Genomic DNA, 19,219 nt, shown 5'->3' on the forward strand with positions numbered 1-19,219 from the left:
TCACAGGCGATCACAACATTTGTGTACACCTCAAACTTTGTGGGAGCGGGCTTGCCCGCGAAGACTGAGTAACAGGCGATAAAAATCTAGCGCCTGACCACCACATCCTGCTCCAACACCAACTCCTTGTTCCCCGCATCCAGCCTGACCAGCGCGCCCATGGGCAATGTCAGGTTCGGATCGCAATGCCCGCTACGCCATCCGGACAGCACCGGAATACGCAAGGGCTCGAAGGTCTGCTTGAGCAACCGCTCCAGCGCAGGCACCTCCACCCCCGCCACATCCCCCACCAGCACCCCACGCAACTTGCCCAAAGTGCCTGCCAGCCGCAGATGGGTCAGCAACCGGTCGATGCGATACAGCGGCTCGTTGATGTCCTCGACAAACAGGATGACGTCCTCGGCGTCAATCTCGTAAGGCGTGCCCATGGTCGCGGCGATCATCGACAGATTGCCCCCCAGTAAACGGCCGTGAGCGATGCCTGGCTCAATCGTCGACAACGGATAGGCCACGGGGTGCGCCAACACACAGCCCGCCTTCACCTGCCCGCGCAGCATGTTGAAAAACGAAGGCTCGGTGGGCTTTTGCTTGTCGCCCAGCAGATCGGCATTGAGCATCGGGCCATGGAAGGTCACGAAGCCTGCATAACGACTGATGGCCAGATGCAGTGCGGTGATGTCGCTGTAGCCGATGAATGGCTTGGCGTTGTTGCGCAGCAATTCGAAATCGATGCGATCAAGCAACCTCGGTGTTCCGTAGCCACCGCGCAGGCAAATGATGGCATCGACCTCCCGGTCGGCGAACGCCGCGTGCAGGTCATTGAGTCGCACCTCGTCACTGCCGGCAAGATAGCCATCCTTCTCGTAGACGCCAGGAAAAATCTTCAGCGAATAGCCGCGGGCGCGCATCCATTGCACGGCTTTACTGGTGTCCAGCGGCGCGGGACCGGCGGGTGCGATAACGCCGATCATGCCTTCCGACGGCAGTGCCGGGACAGAAACGTGAGGGCAAAGGGTCTGGGTCGGTCGAACGGTCATCCGTGAATCTCCCTGCGTGAAAACTTCAGCACACAGTAGTCAGGAACGGGGACAAACAGAAGAGGAACCGTTGCCCCGCAGGTTGCAGGAAAAAGTGGCCAGTACCGTAGGACAGGCAAAAAAACGCCCGCAAGGCTGAAAACCGTGCGGGCGTTTTTCATTTCATTGCGCAGATCAGGACGACATCAGCTCGGCCTTGACCAGCTTGGCCTGCTCGTCGGCGTGATACGAGGAACGTACCAGCGGACCCGACGCAACGTTCTTGAAACCCATCTTGTAACCTTCCTCGGCGAACCAGGCGAAGGTGTCCGGGTGTACGAAGCGCTGCACCGGCAAGTGGCTACGCGAAGGTTGCAGGTACTGGCCCAGGGTCAGCATGTCAATGTCGTGCTCGCGCATGCGCTTCATGACTTCGATGACTTCTTCGTCCGTTTCACCCAGACCCAGCATCAAACCGGATTTGGTTGGGATGTGCGGCATCATCTGCTTGAAGCGTTGCAGCAGGGTCAGCGACCACTGGTAGTCCGAACCCGGACGCGCAGCCTTGTACAGGCGTGGCACGGTTTCCAGGTTGTGGTTGAACACATCCGGCGGCTCGGCGGCGGTGATTTCCAGGGCGATGTCCATGCGGCCACGGTAATCCGGGACCAGGGTTTCCAGCTGCACGTTCGGCGACAGCTTGCGGATTTCACGGATGCAGTCGGCAAAGTGCTGGGCACCGCCGTCACGCAAGTCGTCGCGGTCCACCGAAGTGATCACCACGTACTTCAGGCGCAAGTCGGCGATGGCGATGGCCAGGCTTTCCGGTTCGTTGACGTCCAGTGGCTTCGGACGACCGTGGCCGACGTCGCAGAACGGGCAGCGACGGGTGCAGATGTCCCCCATGATCATGAAGGTCGCCGTGCCGCCGGAGAAGCACTCTCCCAGGTTCGGGCAGGAAGCTTCTTCGCACACGCTGTGCAACTTGTGTTTGCGCAACAGGGCCTTGATACGGTCGACTTCCGGCGAAACCGGGATGCGGACGCGAATCCAGTCCGGCTTCTTCGGCAGTTCGGTGGTCGGAATGATCTTCACCGGGATGCGTGCAACCTTTTCGGCGCCGCGCAGCTTGACGCCGGCTTCAACCTTGGGACGCGGGGCCGGGCGCTCGGAGACATCGAGCGTCGGGATCATGGTTTGCACTGCATCAGTAGTCATATCAGTCGATTCCGCCCGTCAGGGTCGTCTGCTCAGCATAGTCGAGGTGTTTGACGAGCTGCGCACGCAGCCGGGCACTTACCTCGGCAAATTCAATCGATCCTGCGTGATCGCTCAGCTGGGTCATCGCCAGCCCGGCGTAGCCGCAGGGATTAATCCGTCGAAACGGTTCCAGGTTCATGTCCACGTTCAGGGCCAGGCCGTGAAAGGAACAGCCGTGGCGAATCCGCAGCCCCAGGGAAGCGATTTTCGCCCCGTCAACGTAGACACCCGGTGCATCGGGCTTGGCCACGGCGGTCACGCCATAACTGGCCAGCAGCTCGATCAGGCATTGCTCCATCCGGCTGACCAGATCGCGCACACCAAAACCCAGCCTGCGCACGTCCAGCAGCAGATAAGCCACCAGCTGGCCAGGGCCGTGGTAGGTCACCTGACCACCACGGTCGACCTGCACCACCGGAATATCACCCGGAAGCAGCAGATGCTCGGCCTTGCCGGCCTGCCCCTGGGTGAACACCGCAGGGTGTTCCACCAGCCAGATCTCGTCGGCAACATCGGTGCCGCGTTCGTTGGTGAAGCGTTGCATGGCATGCCAGACCGGCTCGTAAGCCATCTGGCCGAGCTCGCGAAAGCCCAGCGTGCCGGACATCACAACACCATGTGCACGAAACCGGTGGCCCGCAGTTCGCTGTTGATGTTGTACAGCTGGTCCTGGTCGGTCGCGACGATGTGCAACTGAATGGTGGTGTATTTGCCGTTGGTGCTTTGGCGTTCATCTACACGGTCATGGTTGATCGTCGCGTGTTTCTTGACGATCTCGATGATCTTGTCCTTGTTGCCCACACCGGTATCGCTGATCACCTTAACCGGGTAATCAACGTTGGGGAATTCGATCTTAGGCGCCTTTACTTCGGTATCGGTCATGGCGTAACGGCCTCGTAAGCGTAAGCCGTGGCGACGGGCATAGCCCCGTGCCGGATCAGCGCGGGGCCATGCAGGTGCACACTATCAGTTGAACAAGCCGTAGAAGAATAGACGGATGCTATCCCACATGCGACGGAAGATACCACCCTCTTCGACGCCATCCAGAGCGATCAGGTCGGCGCTGTGCACCACCTTGTCGTCCAGTTTGACTTCGACTTTACCGATCACGTCGCCCTTGGCGATTGGCGCAACCAGTTGCGGGTTCATGGTCATGCTGGCAGCAAGCTTTTTCAGCTGGCCTTTCGGCAGGGTCATGGTCAGGTCTTCAGCCAGGCCGGCCTTGACTTGATTGGTGGAGCCTTTCCAGACAGGTGCCTGGGCCAGTTCGGCGCCCTTCTGATAGAAGGTCTGGGTTTCGAAGAAACGGAAACCGTAGGTTAGCAGCTTCTGGGTTTCGGCGGCACGGGCTACTTCGCTGCTGGTGCCGAACACCACGGCGATCAGGCGCATGCCATCACGTACGGCCGAAGACACCATGCAGTAGCCGGCTTCGTCGGTGTGGCCGGTTTTCAGGCCGTCGACGGTCTTGTCGCGCCACAGCAGCAGGTTGCGGTTCGGTTGCTTGATGCCGTTCCAGAAGAACTCTTTCTGCGAGTAGATCGCGTAGTGAGCCGGGTCTTCATGGATGATCGCGCGGGCCAGAACAGCCATGTCGTGAGCCGACGAATAGTGCTCAGGGTTCGGCAGGCCGGTCGGGTTCATGAAGTGGGTGTTGGTCATGCCCAGATCGGCGACGGTCTTGTTCATCAGGTCGGCGAAGGCGTCCTCGCTGCCGGCGATGTGCTCGGAGAGCGCGACGCTGGCGTCGTTGCCCGACTGGATGATGATGCCGTGCAGCAGGTCGCTGACGGTGACCTGCGAACCGACCTTGATGAACATCCGCGAACCGCCGGTACGCCAGGCGTTTTCGCTGACGGTCACCGGATCGTTTTCGCCGATCTGGCCACGACGGATTTCCAGGGTCGCGATGTACGCGGTCATCAGCTTGGTCAGGCTGGCCGGTGGCAGACGCTGGTCACCGTTGTTCTCGACCAGCACGTTGCCGCTGCTGGCATCCATGAGCACGTAGGCCTTGGCGGCCAGTTGCGGTGGCGACGGCATCATCTCGACCGCGAATGCGGCAGGTGAGAGGAGCAGCGGGACTAGCAGGAACAGGCGTTTGGCAAAGGTGGTGATGTTCATCCGTCTCTCGAAATCGCTAATGGAAACTTGCCCGAGGGCAAAACTATTCAGACAGCTTCTTAAAGGCTGTCGCATGTTCAGCTGCTCACTCTTTAACCCTGTGCCGGGCTTTTGTTCTTGGAAGAGCCAACAACCTGGTCCGCCCCCCAAATCGCAAGCGAACCGTCAATCAAGTACTACGTATTACTCGGTGACCACACTCGGCGAACCGAGATTGGCCAGGCGCACACTGTTCTGCACCTGCTGGATTTCACCCGGCGATCCGATCGGGCCCAGGCGAACCCGATGCAGGGTCTGCTGATTGCGCACGATCGAGCTGATGAACACCGGAGCGCTCACCATCCCGCTGAGCTTGGATCTCAGGAGTTCTGCAGCGTCCGGGTTGGCGAACGCGCCCACCTGCAGATACTGGCCAGAGGCTTGTACAGAAGCGTTTTTTTTTGCATCAAGCTGTACGGGCACCACCGCGGCGGCGTGTTGCTGCGGCGGTGGCGTCCATTGCTCGACGGTGCCGGCCGAAGCCGTGATCACCGGGGCGCTATTCTGCGCGACTTGCGGCTCGTTGAGCATCAAAGGCGCCGGACGGCCTTTGGCCGCCCAATACGCCTGTGGATCGATGCCCTCGACCTTGACCCGCGCGGTGCCGATTTCGGCATAACCGAGCTTCTTGGCGGCGGCGTAGGACAGGTCGATGATTCGGTCCGAGTAGAACGGCCCACGGTCGTTGACTCGCAGGATCACGCTCTTGTTGTTGTCCAGGTTGGTCACCCGGACATAACTTGGCAGTGGCAATGTCTTGTGCGCGGCACTCATGCCGTACAGGTCATACACCTCGCCGTTGGCGGTGTTCTGGCCGTGGAACTTGGTGCCATACCAGGACGCCGTGCCCGACTGCACGTAGGTCTTGGATTCTTGCAGCGGGAAATAGGTTTTACCCAATACCGAGTACGGGCTGGCCTTGTACGGGCCGGTGTGCAGGGTCGGCGTGGCATCCGGGATGCGCGAAACATCGACATCCCACCATGGCGCGCCATCCTTGTGGGCGCGGTTGATGTCCAGCCCCGGCGTCGAGCGCACGGCGGTGGAAGACTTCTGGGCCGGCGCACGGCTGGTCGAACAACTGGCGACCAGCACTGTCAACGCGGCGAATGCCATCAGCTTCAGGGGTTTATTGATAGGCAATGCCCGCATTACTTGACGCCCCGTGCTTGGACCAGCTGTTCAGACAGTTGATGTACGGCCATGGCGTACATCACGCTGCGGTTATAACGCGTGATTGCGTAAAAATTCTTCAGGCCCATCCAGTATTCGGAGCCATTGTCGCCTTCCAGGCGGAAGGCGGTAACCGGCATATCATCGCGCAGCGCATCATGACTTGACCAGCCCAGGGCTCGCAACTCCCCAACGGTTTTCGTCGGTTCGATTCCGGTGGTCAAACCCTCGTCGACCTGATCGCCACGGACATCGGCACGGCTGACTACCGGTTCGTCGGCAACCCAGCCATGACGTTTGAAGTAACTGGCGACACTGCCGATGGCATCGTCCGGGTTGGTCCAGATGTTGATATGGCCATCACCGTCGAAATCCACCGCATAAGCGCGGAAACTGCTCGGCATGAATTGTGGCAATCCCATTGCGCCGGCGTAGGAGCCTTTGAGCGTCAACGGATCGACCTGCTCTTCGCGGGCCAGCAGCAGGAACTCACGCAATTCCTTGCGGAAAAACTCGGCACGGGGAGGATAGTCGAAACCCAGGGTCGACAAGGCATCGATCACCCGGAAATTTCCGGTATTACGACCGAAAAAGGTTTCAACGCCGATGATCGAGACAATCACCTGGGCCGGCACGCCGTATTCCTGCTCGGCACGGGCCAGCACCGCTTCGTGCTGACGCCAGAAGTCCACACCCCGGGCTATGCGCGCATCGGTGATGAACATCGGGCGATATTCGCTCCACTGCTTGACCCGTTCGGCGGGTTTCGAGATCGCGTCCAGAATCGATTGCTTACGCTCGGCTTCGCGGAACACGCCCATCAATTGTTCACCGGCGAAACCGTAGTCGCGGGTCATTTCACCGACGAATTCGGCTACCTGGGGTGAACCTTCGTAGTCGCCGGCCAACGCTTCCTGCACGGTGCCAAGGATGCTTACCAGGCCGACCCATGGCGCATATCGAGTCGCCCAGCCACGCATTACTTGCATTGAAAATTTCACCTTATTCAAACCTGCGCGATCCACTTGCGATGGGTATGGATCGACATCAAAACCCCAAACGCTGACAGCAGCGTCACCAGCGAAGTTCCTCCGTAGCTAATGAACGGCAACGGCACCCCAACCACCGGCAACAGGCCACTGACCATACCGATGTTGACGAAAACATAAACAAAAAACGTCATGGTCAGGCTGCCCGCGAGCAACTTGCCGAACAATGTCTGCGCCTGGGCGGTAATCACCAGACCGCGGCCGATCAACAGCAGGTAGATCAGCAAGAGTGCGCAGATCCCCACCAGGCCGAACTCTTCGCCCATTACGGCAATGATGAAGTCGGTATGGCTTTCCGGCAGGAAATCCAGGTGCGACTGGGTGCCCAGCAACCAACCCTTGCCGAACACGCCACCGGAGCCGATGGCCGCCTTGGACTGGATGATGTTCCAGCCCGTACCGAGCGGATCGCTTTCCGGATCGAGGAACGTCAGGATCCGCTGCTTCTGGTAGTCGTGCATGATGAAGAACCACATGGCGATGGCCACGGGCACGGCAGCGGCGAGCACGCTGAGGATCCAGCGCCAGCGCAGGCCACCCATGAACAGCACGAACGCGCCGCCGGCCAGGATCAGCAGCGAGGTGCCGAGGTCCGGTTGCCGCACGATCAGGATGAACGGGATACCGATCAGCATCAGGCTGATGCCCACATGCTTGAGTTGCGGCGGCAGGGTGCGCTTGGACAGGTACCAGGCGATGGTCGCCGGCATCAGGATCTTCATGAACTCCGAGGGCTGGAAGCGGATCACCCCGGGGATGTTGATCCAGCGCGTAGCGCCCATGGCGTTGTGGCCCATGACGTCCACCACCACCAGCAACAGCACGCCGATCACATAGCCGACCGGCACCCATCGGGCCATGAACCGCGGCTCGAACTGGGCGATGACGATCATCGAGACCAGGCCGATGCCGAACGAAGTGGCCTGCTTGGCCAATAGATCCCAGCTCTTGCCACTGGCCGAATACAGTACGAACAGACTGCCGGCGGCGAGAGTCAGCAACAGGATCAGCAGCACGCCGTCGATGTGCATGCGCTGCAACAGCGTTGCACGGCGACGCATCACATCCTCGCTGGAGAGCATGCGATCAAAATTATTCATCACGGGCGGTTGCCTCTGCACTGATAGGGCTGGCGTATTCAGGCTTCAATCGGCCGTCCTCGCCGAGAAGCCAGGCATCCATGACCTGACGGACCACCGGCGCGGCCACGCCGGAGCCGGACTCACCGTTCTCGACCATCACCGAGACCACGATCTTCGGATCGTCGGCCGGTGCGAAGCCGACAAACAAGGCGTGGTCGCGATGGCGCTCCTGAACCTTGGAGCGGTCGTACTTCTCACCCTGCTTGATCGCGACCACCTGGGCCGTACCACTCTTGCCGGCGATCCGGTATTGCGCGCCGATCGAAGCCTTGCGCGCCGTACCACGGGCACCGTGCATTACCTGCTGCATGCCATGGTTGACCTTGGTCCAGTCGGACGGGTCACGCAGGATGATGTCCGGCATCGGGTTAGGATCCACCGGCTTCTCGCCTTCGATGGTCTTGGCCAGGTGCGGACGATTCCAGATGCCTTTGTTGGCCACCAGCGCGGTAGCCTGGGCCAGTTGCAACGGCGTCGACTGCATGTAGCCCTGACCGATACCGAGAATCAGTGTCTCCCCCGGGAACCACGCCTGACGACGTGTCGCCCGCTTCCATTCCCGGGTCGGCATCAACCCCGGCGATTCTTCGAACATGTCCAGGGAGACTTTCTGGCCGATACCGAACTTGCTCAGGTACGCCGACAACCGGTCGATCCCCAGCTTGTGGGCCAGGTCATAGAAGTAGGTGTCGTTGGAACGCATGATCGCCGTATCGAGGTCGACAAAGCCGTCGCCGGTACGGTTCCAGTTACGGTATTTGTGATCGTAGTTGGGCAGCATGTAGTAACCGGGGTCGAACACCCGGGACGAGGCCGTCACCACGCCCGCATCCAGTCCGGCAATCGCGACCGCCGGCTTGATCGTCGAACCCGGCGGGTACAGACCACGCAACACGCGGTTGAACAACGGCCGGTCGATGGAATCGCGCAGCTCGGCATAGGCCTTGGAGCTGATGCCGGTGACGAACAGGTTCGGGTCGAAACTCGGCTGGCTGACCATCGCCAGGACCTCGCCGGTTTTCGGGTCCAGCGCCACCACAGCACCACGACGACCACCGAGCGCGGCTTCAGCGGCTTCTTGCAATTTGATGTCCAGGCTCAGGACGATGTCCTTGCCGGGAATCGGATCGGTGCGCTTGAGCACGCGCAATACGCGGCCCCGGGCGTTGGTCTCGACTTCCTCGTAACCCACCTGGCCGTGCAATTCAGGCTCGTAGAAGCGCTCGATGCCGGTTTTGCCAATTTGATGGGTGCCGCTGTAGCTCACCGGGTCCAGAGACTTCAGCTCTTTCTCGTTGATCCGCCCCATGTAGCCCACCGAGTGCGCAAAATGCGCACCCTGCGGATAGTGACGGACCAGCTGCGCGACCACTTCCACCCCAGGCAGGCGGAACTGGTTCACGGCGATCCTGGCGATCTGCTCTTCGGTCAATTCGAACATGATCGGCACCGGCTCGAACGGCCGACGCCCCTGGCGCATGCGCTTCTCGAAAATCACCCGGTCCTCGGGCGTGAGCTCGAGCACCTGGACGATCACATCGAGCACTTGCTGCCAATCGCCAGAGCGCTCGCGGGTCATGCTCAGGCTGAAGCTGGGCCGGTTGTCGGCAATGACCACACCATTGCGATCGTAAATCAAGCCACGGGGTGGCGGAATCGGCTGCACATGGACGCGGTTATTTTCCGACAGGGTCGAGTGGTACTCGTACTGGATCACCTGGAGGAAATACAGACGCGCGATCAGCACGCCAATCAGTGTCACGACCGCAATTGCACCGAACACGACGCGGCCACGCACCAGACGGGCGTCTTTTTCGTGGTCCTTGATGCGGATCGGCTGGGACATGAGGGCAGAATTACTTGTGGTAAGGGTGACCGGACAGCACGGTCCAGGCACGGTACAACTGTTCGCCGATCAGAATCCGCACCAGCGGGTGCGGCAAGGTCAGCGGCGACAACGACCAGCGCTGGTCAGCCCGGGCACAGACTTCCGGCGCCAGCCCTTCGGGGCCGCCGACCATGAAGTTGACAGTGCGCGAGTCCAGCCGCCAGCGGTCGAGCTCGACCGCCAGTTGCTCGGTACTCCAGGGCTTGCCATGGACTTCGAGTGTGACAATCCGCTCGTTCGGCCCGACCTTGGCCAGCATGGCTTCGCCTTCCTGGCGGATGAAACGGGCCACGTCGGCGTTCTTGCCACGGGTATTGAGCGGTATTTCCACCAGTTCCAGCGCCAGCTCGGACGGAAGACGCTTGGCATATTCATGCCAGCCTTCTTCCACCCACCTGGGCATGCGTGAACCGACGGCGATCAGTCGCAGTCGCACAGCGGTCCCTTATTCCTGGTCTTTGTTGAGCTTGTTGAAGTGCTCGTGACCAACTTCAGGGCTGTGGTGCTTGCCATCGGCGGCACGGCTCTGCTCGGCACCTTTCCACAGGCGCTCCAGGTCGTAGAACTGGCGGGCGTTGGAGGTCATCATGTGGACGATCACGTCGTCCATGTCCAACAGCACCCAGTCGCTGTCGCCCTTGCCTTCTTCGCCCAGCGGCTTGATGCCCAGAGCCTTGACCGCTTCGCGGACCTTGTCCAGCATCGCGCCGATCTGGCGGTTGGAGGTACCGGTGGCGATGATCATGTAGTCAGTGATGCTCTGCTTGTCACGGACATCAATCACCAGCACGTCCTGGGCCTTGACGTCTTCCAGGGCGGCTACGGCGATCTTGACCAGCTCGTCGCCTTTAGGTGGCTCGGCAGCCAGAACTTTCTCGGGCAGCGGGGCACTCTTGAACGTGCCTTTGCGCTTAACTTTGTTTACGTCGTTGTTCGTCATATAAAACTCGTTTTGCTCGTATGTTCGGGCGCTTCAATACACGTTGTTGCCACGTGCCTTGAGGCACTCCTATTCAGTTCGACGCACGGTAGAGTCCGTGCGCATCGATGTAGGCCAGGACCGCGTCGGGCACCAGGAAACGTACCGACTTACCGCTGGCCAGCAGTTGACGGATCTGGGTGGCGGATACCGCGAGCGGTGTCTGCCAGACGAATGCAATCTGTCCGCTCGGCCCTTTGAGGGCCAGCGGGTCGCTCACCGAGCGCGCTGCCAGCAGGTTGCGCAAGGCATCCGGCGGTTCGCTGTCGGCATCCGGGCGTTGCAACACCAGGATATGGCAATGCTGGAGCAACTCTTCCCAGCGGTGCCAAGTGGGCAGGCCGCAAAAAGCGTCCCAGCCCAAAAGCAGAAAAACCTGGTCGGATACGGCCAGTTCGGCACGCATCAGTTCCAGGGTATCAATGGTGTAGGACGGTTTGTTCCGCTGCAATTCGCGGGCATCCACCACCAACGGCGCCACACCGGCCACCGCGCACTCGACCATCGCCAGACGGTCTTTCGCCGACACCTGCGGCTTGTCCCGATGGGGCGGCCTGGCACTGGGTGTCAGACGCAGCTCATCGAGGGCCAGGGTTTCGGCGACTTCCAGCGCACCGCGCAAATGGCCGATGTGCACCGGGTCGAACGTTCCGCCCAGCACGCCAATGCGGCGAGGGGCTGGCTCGCTGACGGTGACCGGGGCTGACGGGTCGAAGTCGCCCAAGTCAGACCGGCTCCTGTCCGCGCAACTGCCCGTCGCCGACCACGATGTACTTCTCGCAGGTCAGTCCTTCGAGGCCTACCGGGCCGCGGGCGTGCAGCTTATCAGTAGAAATGCCGATCTCGGCACCCAATCCGTATTCGAAGCCATCGGCGAAGCACGTCGGGGTATTGATCATCACCGACGAGGAGTCGACTTCAGCCACGAAACGCCGGGTGTCGCCCTGGTGTTCGCTGACAATCGAATCGGTGTGATGGGAACCGTAATGATTGATGTGCTCGATGGCCTGGCCCAGTCCGTCGACTACACGGATCGACAGAATCGGTGCCAGGTATTCGGTACTCCAGTCTTCTTCGGTCGCGACCACGGCATCGATGATTGCCCGGGTGCGTTCGCAACCGCGCAGCTCGACACCTTTTTCGCGGAACTGTGCCGCTATCGCCGGCAGGAAGTCCCTGGCAACGGTGTAATCGACCAGCAGCGTTTCCATGGCACCGCAGATGCCATATCGGTAAGTCTTGGCGTTGAACGCGATGCGCTGGGCCTTGGCCAGATCGGCGTGTTCGCTCACATAAACGTGGCAGATGCCGTCCAGGTGCTTGATCACCGGTACGCGGGCATCACGGCTGACGCGTTCGATCAGGCCACGGCCGCCGCGCGGCACGATGACATCGACGTATTCAGGCATGGTGATCAGCGCGCCGACGGCTGCGCGATCCGTGGTCTCGACCACTTGCACTACCGCGGCCGGCAGATCGGCCTCGGCCAGACCACGCTGAATGCAGGCGGCGATGGCTCGATTGGAATGAATAGCCTCGGAACCGCCACGCAGGATGGTCGCGTTGCCGGACTTCAGACACAGACTGGCCGCATCGATGGTCACGTTCGGCCGCGACTCGTAGATGATTCCGATCACGCCCAGTGGCACGCGCATCTTGCCGACCTGAATACCGGACGGGCGGAAACTCATGTCACGGATCGCGCCGACCGGGTCCGGCAGGGCTGCCACCTGACGCAGGCCGACGATCATGCCGTCGATACGCGCCGGGGTCAGCGCCAGGCGCTCAAGCAGGGCTGGTTCCAGACCATTGGCGCGACCGGCGGCCAAATCCAGTTCATTGGCCGCCGCCAGCTCGGCGCGGGCAGCGTCCAGCGCATTGGCGGCGGCCTGCAGGGCGCGGTTTTTCTGCGCGGTGCTGGCACGGCCGATCACGCGGGAAGCTTCACGGGCAGCGCGACCCAGGCGGGTCATGTAGTCAAGAACGGACTCAGTCATGGTCTGGCGTGGTCTTTGATTAGGTCTTGGTAAAGAGTAAAGCGGCAGATTATAGCTGTCGCGTCCCGGGACTAACAGCGGTGACGGGCGGATGGTCGAAATGGAGGGCAAATTGCCGACGTTCAGCCGGGATTAAGCTGCAAATTGTTATCATCACGACTCATTCAGCCCTGACAAATGCCGGTCATCATGTCCAATCTGACTGTTCGAGCGTCCGCGATGAGCCTTCCCAAGGGCCTTCCGGACGCGTTTTTCGACCGCGACGCCCAAGTTCTGGCCCGGGATTTACTGGGTAAAGTCATTCGCCATCGAGTGGGCGATCTGTGGCTCAGCGCCCGAATTATCGAGACCGAAGCCTATTACTGCGCGGAAAAAGGCAGCCACGCATCCCTCGGCTACACAGAAAAGCGTAAGGCTTTGTTTCTGGATGGCGGCCACATCTATATGTATTACGCCCGGGGTGGCGATTCCCTGAATTTCAGCGCCCAGGGGCCGGGAAACGCGGTACTGATCAAATCCGCCTACCCATGGGTCGATGAATTGAGCGGGCCGGCCAGCCTGGCACAGATGCTATTGAACAATCCCGATGCCCAGGGCCACCCTCGCCCGTCACAAAAACTCTGCGCCGGGCAAACCCTGCTGTGCAAGGCGCTGGGCCTGAAAGTGCCGGTGTGGGACGCCAAACGCTTCGACCATGAAGTGCTACTGGTGGAGCACGTCGGCCAGACGCCCGCCCACATCATCAGACTACGCGCCTGGGCATCCCCACGGGCGCGATGAGCACCTGATGTACCGCTTCGTCGATGCGGCTTACGCGCCGTACTGCACGCGGAACCCGCTGCGCCGGGGACAAGTCGAAGGTCGCGATTATTTTGTGCTGACTTGAAAATGGATTGATCCATTGTGGGAGCGAGCCTGCTCGCGAAGGCGGAGTGTCAGGCGATATCAATATCGACTGAAAGGGCCTCTTCGCGGGCAAGCCCGCTCCCACAGGGCTTTGTGGTGTTTTTGAAGAACTGTGCTTGTCCCCAGGGACCAATTGAACATTCAATGGAGTGGTTTTTATGGGCCAATGGCTCGATAGCCTGACCGGTTGGTTGACGGTCAACCCGCAATGGCTGGCGGCGGCAATATTTCTGGTGGCTTTTGTGGAATGCCTGGCGATTGCCGGGCTGATCGTCCCCGGCACGGTTTTACTGTTCACCGTTGCGGTGCTGGCCGGCAGTGGTGCGTTGACGCTGAGCGAAACGTTGCTGCTGGGCTTCCTCGCCGGGGTGTTGGGCGACGTGGTTTCCTATTTCCTTGGACGGCATTTTCATCAGAATATCCGGCGCCTGCCCGGCTTGCGCCATCACCCGGAATGGATTGCCGGGGCCGAGACCTACTTCCAGCGCTATGGCATCGCCAGCCTGCTGGTCGGGCGTTTTATTGGACCGCTGCGGCCAATGCTGCCCATGGTCGCCGGCATGTGCGACATGCCCTTCCCACGCTTCTTCGCCGTCAGTCTGCTGGCCGGTGCGGGCTGGTCGGTGGCTTATCTGCTGCCAGGCTGGGCTACCGGCGCGGCGATTCGCTTGCCGTTGCCGGAAGGTTTCTGGACTCAGGCCGGGATCGTTGCCGGCAGCATTGCGGTCATGGTGGGATTGAGTGCCACCAGTAGCCTGCGCCAGCATCGCCGGGCCACAGCGATAATCGCCGGCATGAGCTTTCTGATTCTGGCAGGGCTGTTCATCGGTTATCCGTATCTGAGCGCTCTCGATCAAGGGTTGATGACCCTGGTTCAGGAGCATCGCAGCCCGATGTTCGATGAGGTGGCGGTGGTATTCACCCTCATTGGCGAATTCCGCAACATGCTGCTGTTCAGTGCATTGTTGGTGGCACTGCTGCTGATTACCCGGCAATGGCGACAGGCAGTTTTCGCGTGCAGTACCCTCCTCTGCACGGCATTGGCCAACACCGCAACCAAACAGTTTTTCGCCCGCGTGCGCCCGGAAGTATTGAGCGATCCATTGACCAGCTACAGCATGCCCAGCGGCCACGCCTCCGGCGCGTTCGCGCTGTTTCTGACCCTCGCCGTGTTGGCCGGTCGCGGGCAACCGCCGCGCATGCGCTTGACCTGGCTGCTGGTGGCCAGCTTGCCGGCGATGGCGATTGCCCTTTCCCGGGTGTACCTCGGGGCACACTGGCCGACCGATGTCATGGCTGGCGCGATGCTGGCGGCATGTGTCTGTGCGGCCAGCCTGTGGCTGATCCAGCGCAAGGCCCCACTGAACGCCCTGCCACCCAGGGTCTGGTGGCTGGTGTTGCCGGCGCTGGCGGCATTGTTCAGCTTCTTCGTATTGCGGCATTTGCCGCATACGATGTTGCGGTATGCGTATTAGTAAAAACGCTTCTCAGGCAAACAACTCACCCTGCAACTCATCCAGCAGCGCCTGAATCGCATCCAGTCGCTGCTGCGGATCGTCAAGTTGCAGCAGATCGATTTTGTCCAGCTCGGCAAAAGGCAGCAGGTACGCCAACTGATTGGCCAGTGACTGTTGCCCGGTCGCTTCAGTGCCCATGTTCAAGGCTTCGACCATCGGGTGTTCCGCCAGGGCCTTGAGCAATGCCACCAGGTCGGCGTCCTCATCCTGCAACGGCTGCTCCGGCTCGTCCTCCAGCCACTCGACCTCGGCGACGGTCAACTGATCGCGCTGGACTTCCGCTTTCAATACATGGAAACGCCGCCCACCCTGAACCCGAATCCCCAGCAGGCCGTTGTCCTGTTGTTTGAAATCGGTGATCAGCGCTTCGCAGCCCACCAGCGCGTAGCCGGCCGGGGCGATCCCGACTTCTTCACCCTCAAGAATGCACACCACGCCGAAGCCACCGCCCTGCTTCATGCAGCGGCCGATCATGTCCAGATAGCGCGCCTCGAAGATCTGCAAGTCGAGGATGCAACCTGGGAACAGCACTGTGTTCAACGGAAAAAGCGGCAGACTCATAGACATATCCTTACACCACCATCGACACCGCCAGCGGCAGCAACACCGCCGTGGCCACGCCCATCAAACTCATCGCCAGCGCCGCGAAGGCACCGCACTCTTCACTTTCCTGCATCGCCACCGCCGTGCCGACCGCGTGGGCCGTCATGCCCAGTGCCATGCCCCTGGCTTCCGGGCTATGCACGCCCAGCCGGGTCAACAGGACCGGACCGAAAATCGCCCCGATCACACCGGTAATCAAGACGAACACTGCTGCCAGCGCCGCGACCCCCCCGATCTGCTCAGCCACCAACATGGCAATTGGCGAGGTCACCGATTTCGGCGCCATGGTCATCAGGATCATGTGCTCTGCACCGAACGACCAGCCCAGCAACACGCCCATCCCCGTGGCCACCACCCCGCCTATCACCAGCGTAGTAAATATCGGCCAGAACAACTGCCGAATCCGTCGCAGGTTGAGATAAAGCGGCACCGCCAGCGCGACAGTGGCCGGTCCGAGCAGGATGCTGAGAATCTCGGTGCTCTTGCGGTACTCGGTGTAGGTCAGGCCGCAGCCCACCAGCACGCCGATCACCAGCAACATGGAGACCAGCACCGGCTGCAAAAAGATCCAGCGGGTTTTCTCGAATACGCCCAGTACAAGCTGATAGGCGCCGAGGGTAATGCCAATGCCGAACAACGGATGGTGAATCACCGACGTCCAGGCGCCGTGCCAGTCGAAGATCATTGGCTGTCCTCGGAGATAGCGTGACGCTTGACCATACGCTGCATCAACACCCCGGCAAAGGCCATCGAAAGCAGCAGCGACAACACCAGCGCACCGACAATGGCCCAGAAATCCGCCGCGATGTCAGCGGCATAGACCATCACGCCCACAGCTGGAGGCACCAGCAACAGCGGCAGGTAGCGCAACAGGCTGCTGGCGGCCTGGTTCAGTGGCTCGCCGACCTGTCCGCGACAGATGAGGTACACCAGCAACAGCAGCAACCCCACAATCGGCCCAGGCAGCACAGGCAAGAACAAGTGATTGATCGCAGTGCCGAGCAATTGGAACAGCACCAGCCACGTCAGGCCCCGTAGCAACATCAAAGATCTCCCGCAAAATCCGTCACCCGCATTGGCCGGGCATTATAAGCATGCTCGCGCTATAGACCGGCATTCGCCAAAAGCATGGTCAGTTGACCGGAGCGTTTTGCCATGTTGATCTACAGTGGTAAGCCGGGAGATTAAATCCCCGCAAGCCAAAACTATAAAACCGATGAACCCAAGGAGAGTCTCAATGCCCTATGTTCCAGTTGCAGAGCTCAAAGATTATGTCGGCAAGGAACTCGGACGTTCCGAATGGCTCACCATCGATCAGGAACGCATCAACCTGTTCGCCGAAGCCACAGGGGACTATCAGTTCATCCATGTCGATCCGGTCAAGGCCGCGCAAACGCCATTTGGCAGCACCATCGCTCACGGTTTCCTGTCGTTGTCGCTGATCCCGAAACTGATGGAGGACATCCTCGTCATGCCCGAAGGTTTGAAGATGGTGGTCAACTACGGCCTCGACAGCGTGCGTTTCATTCAGCCGGTCAAGGTCAATTCGAAAGTGCGGCTCAAGGTCGACCTGACCGAAGTCACCGAGAAAAAACCCGGCCAGTGGCTGCTCAAGGCCACCACCACCCTGGAAATCGAAGGTTCGGACAAACCGGCGTATATCGCCGAACCCCTGTCCCTGTGCTTCGTATAAACCTTCCCGGATGCGAAGCAGCTCATGCTGTTTCGCGCCCTCTCGCGGCACCTCACCCTATATAAGGACACATAGCTGCGGCATACTCCCTCGCCTAATTGCCCGGAATCCGCTATGCGCCCACTTGCACTCCTTGCCTTGACCCTGATGCTCACCGCTTGCGGCGACGGCGAATCGCTTTTGTCCCCCGACGCCCGCCTGCCGGACGGCGGACGCTATCGCGGTGACCTGGTCAATGGCTTGCTGCAAGGCAAGGGGCGCATCGACTATCCGAACGGCAGCTGGTACGCCGGCGAATTCGACAAAGGCCAGTGGCAGGGCCAGGGCGAATGGCATGGCAGCAATGGCGAAGTCTATCGCGGGCAGTTCAATCAGGGACTGTTCGACGGTCAGGGGGCACTGACCACCAACGGCAACAGTTACAGCGGCGGCTTCAAGGCTGGCCGGCGCAACGGCGAAGGCACACTCAAAGAAAACGGAATGAGCTATCGCGGAGAGTTCAAGGCCGATCAATACGCCGGCCTGGGTCGCCTCGAACTCGAGGACGGCAGCTCCTATCAGGGCCAGTTCGCCCACGGCAAACCCAATGGCGAAGGCCAACGCGGCGACGGCAACGGCAATCAGTTCACCGGGCACTTCGTCGACGGCCAACTGGAAGGCAACGGGACGTTCAACAGCGCCGATGGCGACATCTATGTCGGCGGCTTCAAGAACAATCAACTGCACGGCAAAGGCCGCTACGAAAACGCCGACGGCGATGTCTGGCTAGGCCAGTTCAAGGAAGGTTCACTGAACGGCAAGGGCGAGTTGATCGGCGCTGACGGCAGCCACTACATCGGCCTGTTCAACGACTGGCGCTTTTCCGGCCAGGGCCGACTGAATCTGTCCGACGGCAGCTTTTACACCGGCCAGTTCGACAACGACAGTTACCAGGGGCGCGGCACATTGGTGTTGACCGACGGCACCGTGCTCAGCGGCACCTGGATCAACGGCCAGCGCGTGCGCGACGCCGAGGGCAAATTGTTGCCCGACACTCTGGAGCTCGGCCTGCTGGCGCAGGGGCACTTGCTCGACTCGGCACTGACCAATATTCCGCCCTCGACCCCGGCAGTGGAGCTGTATGCGTTGACCCTGGGCGGTGATGGCAAGCAAAGCGTATTTCTGCGCGAATCCGACTACGTCGCCAATATGCTCACCACCCGTTTCGGCGCCTTTGGCCAGATCCGCCTGGTGAACCATCGTGACCACCTCGCCGACCGCCCGATGGCTACCCGGGAAAACCTGCGCCGCGCCGCCCTGGCGCTGGCCGAACGCAGCGGTCCGGAAGACCTGATTTTCATCTACCTGACCAGCCATGGCACCAGCGAACACGAGCTGGTGCTGGACCAGCCGCGCATGGAGCTGGCCGATTTGCCAGCCGACGAGTTGGCTGCTGTTCTCGCCCCGTTGAAAAACCGCGACAAGATCATCGTGATTTCGTCCTGCTACTCCGGCGGCTTCATCCCCGCCCTCAAGGATGAACGGACCCTGATCATGACGGCCTCACGGGCCGACCGGGTGTCCTTCGGCTGCTCGGAGGAAGCCAACTTCACTTACTTCGGCGATGCTCTCTTCGCCCAGGCCCTGAACCAGACCGATGATCTGGACCAAGCCTTCAAACTGGCCAAGGCCACTGTCGCCGAGCGTGAGCTGGCAGACGGTTTCGAAGCCTCCGAACCACAGATCTGGGCACCGAAAACCGTCCTCTCGCACTGGCAACTGCTACGCAAGCAACAGGCACGAAAAGCCCTGCAAAGTGCATCTATGGAAAGCAAGGATGCAAACAGCAACTAA

Annotated in this window: 19 protein-coding genes and 1 pseudogene; 4 read left to right on the forward strand and 16 right to left on the reverse strand. The window is 60.7% G+C overall.

From position 1 onward, the window contains the following. Positions 1 to 86: 86 nt before the first annotated feature. The 13 genes from RS887_RS07935 to RS887_RS07995 form a co-directional block, all read right to left on the reverse strand. Positions 87 to 1,037: an LD-carboxypeptidase gene (locus RS887_RS07935; protein ID WP_322614970.1), complete on the reverse strand. Its 951-nt coding sequence runs from the start codon at positions 1,035 to 1,037 to the stop codon at positions 87 to 89. Positions 1,038 to 1,211: 174 nt separating this feature from the next. Then, positions 1,212 to 2,210 (reverse strand): lipoyl synthase, encoded by a 999-nt coding sequence (gene lipA, locus RS887_RS07940; protein ID WP_162130451.1) that lies wholly within the window; start codon positions 2,208 to 2,210, stop codon positions 1,212 to 1,214. A gap of 25 nt (positions 2,211 to 2,235) precedes the next feature. After that, positions 2,236 to 2,883 (reverse strand): lipoyl(octanoyl) transferase LipB, encoded by a 648-nt coding sequence (lipB, locus tag RS887_RS07945; RefSeq protein WP_008022935.1) that lies wholly within the window; start codon positions 2,881 to 2,883, stop codon positions 2,236 to 2,238. Then, positions 2,883 to 3,158, reverse strand: coding sequence for a DUF493 domain-containing protein (locus RS887_RS07950; RefSeq protein WP_003215438.1), 276 nt, complete (start codon positions 3,156 to 3,158; stop codon positions 2,883 to 2,885). The genes lipB and RS887_RS07950 overlap by 1 nt, the downstream gene beginning before the upstream one ends. Before the next feature lie 84 nt (positions 3,159 to 3,242). Beyond that, positions 3,243 to 4,400: a D-alanyl-D-alanine carboxypeptidase family protein gene (locus tag RS887_RS07955; RefSeq protein ID WP_111288102.1), complete on the reverse strand. Its 1,158-nt coding sequence runs from the start codon at positions 4,398 to 4,400 to the stop codon at positions 3,243 to 3,245. A gap of 183 nt (positions 4,401 to 4,583) precedes the next feature. Continuing rightward, complete coding sequence (locus tag RS887_RS07960) at positions 4,584 to 5,591, reverse strand: septal ring lytic transglycosylase RlpA family protein (RefSeq protein WP_322614971.1); 1,008 nt, start codon at positions 5,589 to 5,591, stop codon at positions 4,584 to 4,586. Beyond that, positions 5,591 to 6,601 (reverse strand): lytic murein transglycosylase B, encoded by a 1,011-nt coding sequence (mltB, locus tag RS887_RS07965; RefSeq protein ID WP_322614972.1) that lies wholly within the window; start codon positions 6,599 to 6,601, stop codon positions 5,591 to 5,593. The genes RS887_RS07960 and mltB overlap by 1 nt, the downstream gene beginning before the upstream one ends. 17 nt (positions 6,602 to 6,618) lie before the next feature. Then, a complete protein-coding gene (rodA, locus tag RS887_RS07970; RefSeq protein WP_052037671.1) occupies positions 6,619 to 7,722 on the reverse strand; it encodes a rod shape-determining protein RodA in 1,104 nt (367 codons plus the stop codon). Between the two features lie 31 nt (positions 7,723 to 7,753). After that, positions 7,754 to 9,649 carry a penicillin-binding protein 2 gene (gene mrdA, locus RS887_RS07975; RefSeq protein ID WP_322614973.1) on the reverse strand — a complete coding sequence of 632 codons (1,896 nt, stop codon included), beginning with the start codon at positions 9,647 to 9,649 and terminating at the stop codon, positions 7,754 to 7,756. Between the two features lie 10 nt (positions 9,650 to 9,659). Beyond that, the gene (gene rlmH, locus RS887_RS07980) at positions 9,660 to 10,127 is read right to left on the reverse strand and encodes a 23S rRNA (pseudouridine(1915)-N(3))-methyltransferase RlmH (protein WP_226303388.1); all 468 of its coding nucleotides are present in this window, start codon (positions 10,125 to 10,127) and stop codon (positions 9,660 to 9,662) included. A 9-nt stretch (positions 10,128 to 10,136) separates the two neighbouring features. Then, positions 10,137 to 10,631 (reverse strand): ribosome silencing factor, encoded by a 495-nt coding sequence (gene rsfS, locus RS887_RS07985; protein ID WP_008022922.1) that lies wholly within the window; start codon positions 10,629 to 10,631, stop codon positions 10,137 to 10,139. A 73-nt stretch (positions 10,632 to 10,704) separates the two neighbouring features. Further along, on the reverse strand, positions 10,705 to 11,394 hold the full coding sequence (gene nadD / locus RS887_RS07990; RefSeq protein ID WP_057400573.1) for a nicotinate-nucleotide adenylyltransferase: 690 nt from the start codon (positions 11,392 to 11,394) through the stop codon (positions 10,705 to 10,707). Position 11,395: 1 nt separating this feature from the next. Beyond that, positions 11,396 to 12,667, reverse strand: coding sequence for a glutamate-5-semialdehyde dehydrogenase (locus RS887_RS07995; RefSeq protein ID WP_322614974.1), 1,272 nt, complete (start codon positions 12,665 to 12,667; stop codon positions 11,396 to 11,398). Between the two features lie 189 nt (positions 12,668 to 12,856). Between RS887_RS07995 and RS887_RS08000 the strand changes: the two are divergent. Together RS887_RS08000 and RS887_RS08005 are read left to right on the forward strand one after the other, a co-directional pair. Further along, a pseudogene (locus RS887_RS08000) lies at positions 12,857 to 13,553 on the forward strand (DNA-3-methyladenine glycosylase). A 178-nt stretch (positions 13,554 to 13,731) separates the two neighbouring features. Continuing rightward, on the forward strand, positions 13,732 to 15,048 hold the full coding sequence (locus tag RS887_RS08005; protein WP_322614975.1) for a bifunctional DedA family/phosphatase PAP2 family protein: 1,317 nt from the start codon (positions 13,732 to 13,734) through the stop codon (positions 15,046 to 15,048). A 12-nt stretch (positions 15,049 to 15,060) separates the two neighbouring features. On the opposite strand, the gene RS887_RS08010 is transcribed toward RS887_RS08005, so the two are convergent. Genes RS887_RS08010 through RS887_RS08020 form a run of 3 tightly spaced genes read right to left on the reverse strand, consistent with a single transcriptional unit; the run spans position 15,061 to position 16,737 of the window. Continuing rightward, the gene (locus RS887_RS08010; RefSeq protein ID WP_008022910.1) at positions 15,061 to 15,651 is read right to left on the reverse strand and encodes an LON peptidase substrate-binding domain-containing protein; all 591 of its coding nucleotides are present in this window, start codon (positions 15,649 to 15,651) and stop codon (positions 15,061 to 15,063) included. A gap of 10 nt (positions 15,652 to 15,661) precedes the next feature. Beyond that, positions 15,662 to 16,378, reverse strand: a complete 717-nt coding sequence (locus tag RS887_RS08015; RefSeq protein ID WP_322614976.1) for an LrgB family protein — start codon at positions 16,376 to 16,378, stop codon at positions 15,662 to 15,664. Continuing rightward, a complete protein-coding gene (locus RS887_RS08020) occupies positions 16,375 to 16,737 on the reverse strand; it encodes a CidA/LrgA family protein (protein WP_322614977.1) in 363 nt (120 codons plus the stop codon). Before RS887_RS08020 ends, RS887_RS08015 begins: the two co-directional genes overlap by 4 nt. A 193-nt stretch (positions 16,738 to 16,930) precedes the next feature. Here RS887_RS08020 and RS887_RS08025 point away from each other — a divergent pair, with 193 nt between their 5' ends. Both RS887_RS08025 and RS887_RS08030 read left to right on the forward strand, forming a co-directional pair. After that, positions 16,931 to 17,386 carry a MaoC family dehydratase gene (locus RS887_RS08025; protein WP_111288120.1) on the forward strand — a complete coding sequence of 152 codons (456 nt, stop codon included), beginning with the start codon at positions 16,931 to 16,933 and terminating at the stop codon, positions 17,384 to 17,386. 114 nt (positions 17,387 to 17,500) lie between these two features. Beyond that, on the forward strand, positions 17,501 to 19,219 hold the full coding sequence (locus RS887_RS08030) for a C13 family peptidase (protein WP_322614978.1): 1,719 nt from the start codon (positions 17,501 to 17,503) through the stop codon (positions 19,217 to 19,219).

The sequence above is a fragment of the Pseudomonas sp. BIC9C genome (genome assembly GCF_034541995.1).
GTDB lineage: Bacteria > Pseudomonadota > Gammaproteobacteria > Pseudomonadales > Pseudomonadaceae > Aquipseudomonas > Aquipseudomonas fluorescens_CC.

Coding starts and splice junctions, on each gene's coding strand:
- RS887_RS07935 (WP_322614970.1), bottom strand. CDS start 1,037: ATGACCGTTCGACCGACCCAGACCCTTTGCCCTCACGTTTCTGTCCCG.
- lipA (WP_162130451.1), bottom strand. CDS start 2,210: ATGATCCCGACGCTCGATGTCTCCGAGCGCCCGGCCCCGCGTCCCAAG.
- lipB (WP_008022935.1), bottom strand. CDS start 2,883: ATGTCCGGCACGCTGGGCTTTCGCGAGCTCGGCCAGATGGCTTACGAG.
- RS887_RS07950 (WP_003215438.1), bottom strand. CDS start 3,158: ATGACCGATACCGAAGTAAAGGCGCCTAAGATCGAATTCCCCAACGTT.
- RS887_RS07955 (WP_111288102.1), bottom strand. CDS start 4,400: ATGAACATCACCACCTTTGCCAAACGCCTGTTCCTGCTAGTCCCGCTG.
- RS887_RS07960 (WP_322614971.1), bottom strand. CDS start 5,591: ATGCGGGCATTGCCTATCAATAAACCCCTGAAGCTGATGGCATTCGCC.
- mltB (WP_322614972.1), bottom strand. CDS start 6,601: ATGCAAGTAATGCGTGGCTGGGCGACTCGATATGCGCCATGGGTCGGC.
- rodA (WP_052037671.1), bottom strand. CDS start 7,722: ATGCGTCGCCGTGCAACGCTGTTGCAGCGCATGCACATCGACGGCGTG.
- mrdA (WP_322614973.1), bottom strand. CDS start 9,649: ATGTCCCAGCCGATCCGCATCAAGGACCACGAAAAAGACGCCCGTCTG.
- rsfS (WP_008022922.1), bottom strand. CDS start 10,631: ATGACGAACAACGACGTAAACAAAGTTAAGCGCAAAGGCACGTTCAAG.
- RS887_RS07995 (WP_322614974.1), bottom strand. CDS start 12,667: ATGACTGAGTCCGTTCTTGACTACATGACCCGCCTGGGTCGCGCTGCC.
- RS887_RS08005 (WP_322614975.1), top strand. CDS start 13,732: ATGGGCCAATGGCTCGATAGCCTGACCGGTTGGTTGACGGTCAACCCG.
- RS887_RS08010 (WP_008022910.1), bottom strand. CDS start 15,651: ATGAGTCTGCCGCTTTTTCCGTTGAACACAGTGCTGTTCCCAGGTTGC.
- RS887_RS08015 (WP_322614976.1), bottom strand. CDS start 16,378: ATGATCTTCGACTGGCACGGCGCCTGGACGTCGGTGATTCACCATCCG.
- RS887_RS08020 (WP_322614977.1), bottom strand. CDS start 16,737: ATGTTGCTACGGGGCCTGACGTGGCTGGTGCTGTTCCAATTGCTCGGC.
- RS887_RS08025 (WP_111288120.1), top strand. CDS start 16,931: ATGCCCTATGTTCCAGTTGCAGAGCTCAAAGATTATGTCGGCAAGGAA.
- RS887_RS08030 (WP_322614978.1), top strand. CDS start 17,501: ATGCGCCCACTTGCACTCCTTGCCTTGACCCTGATGCTCACCGCTTGC.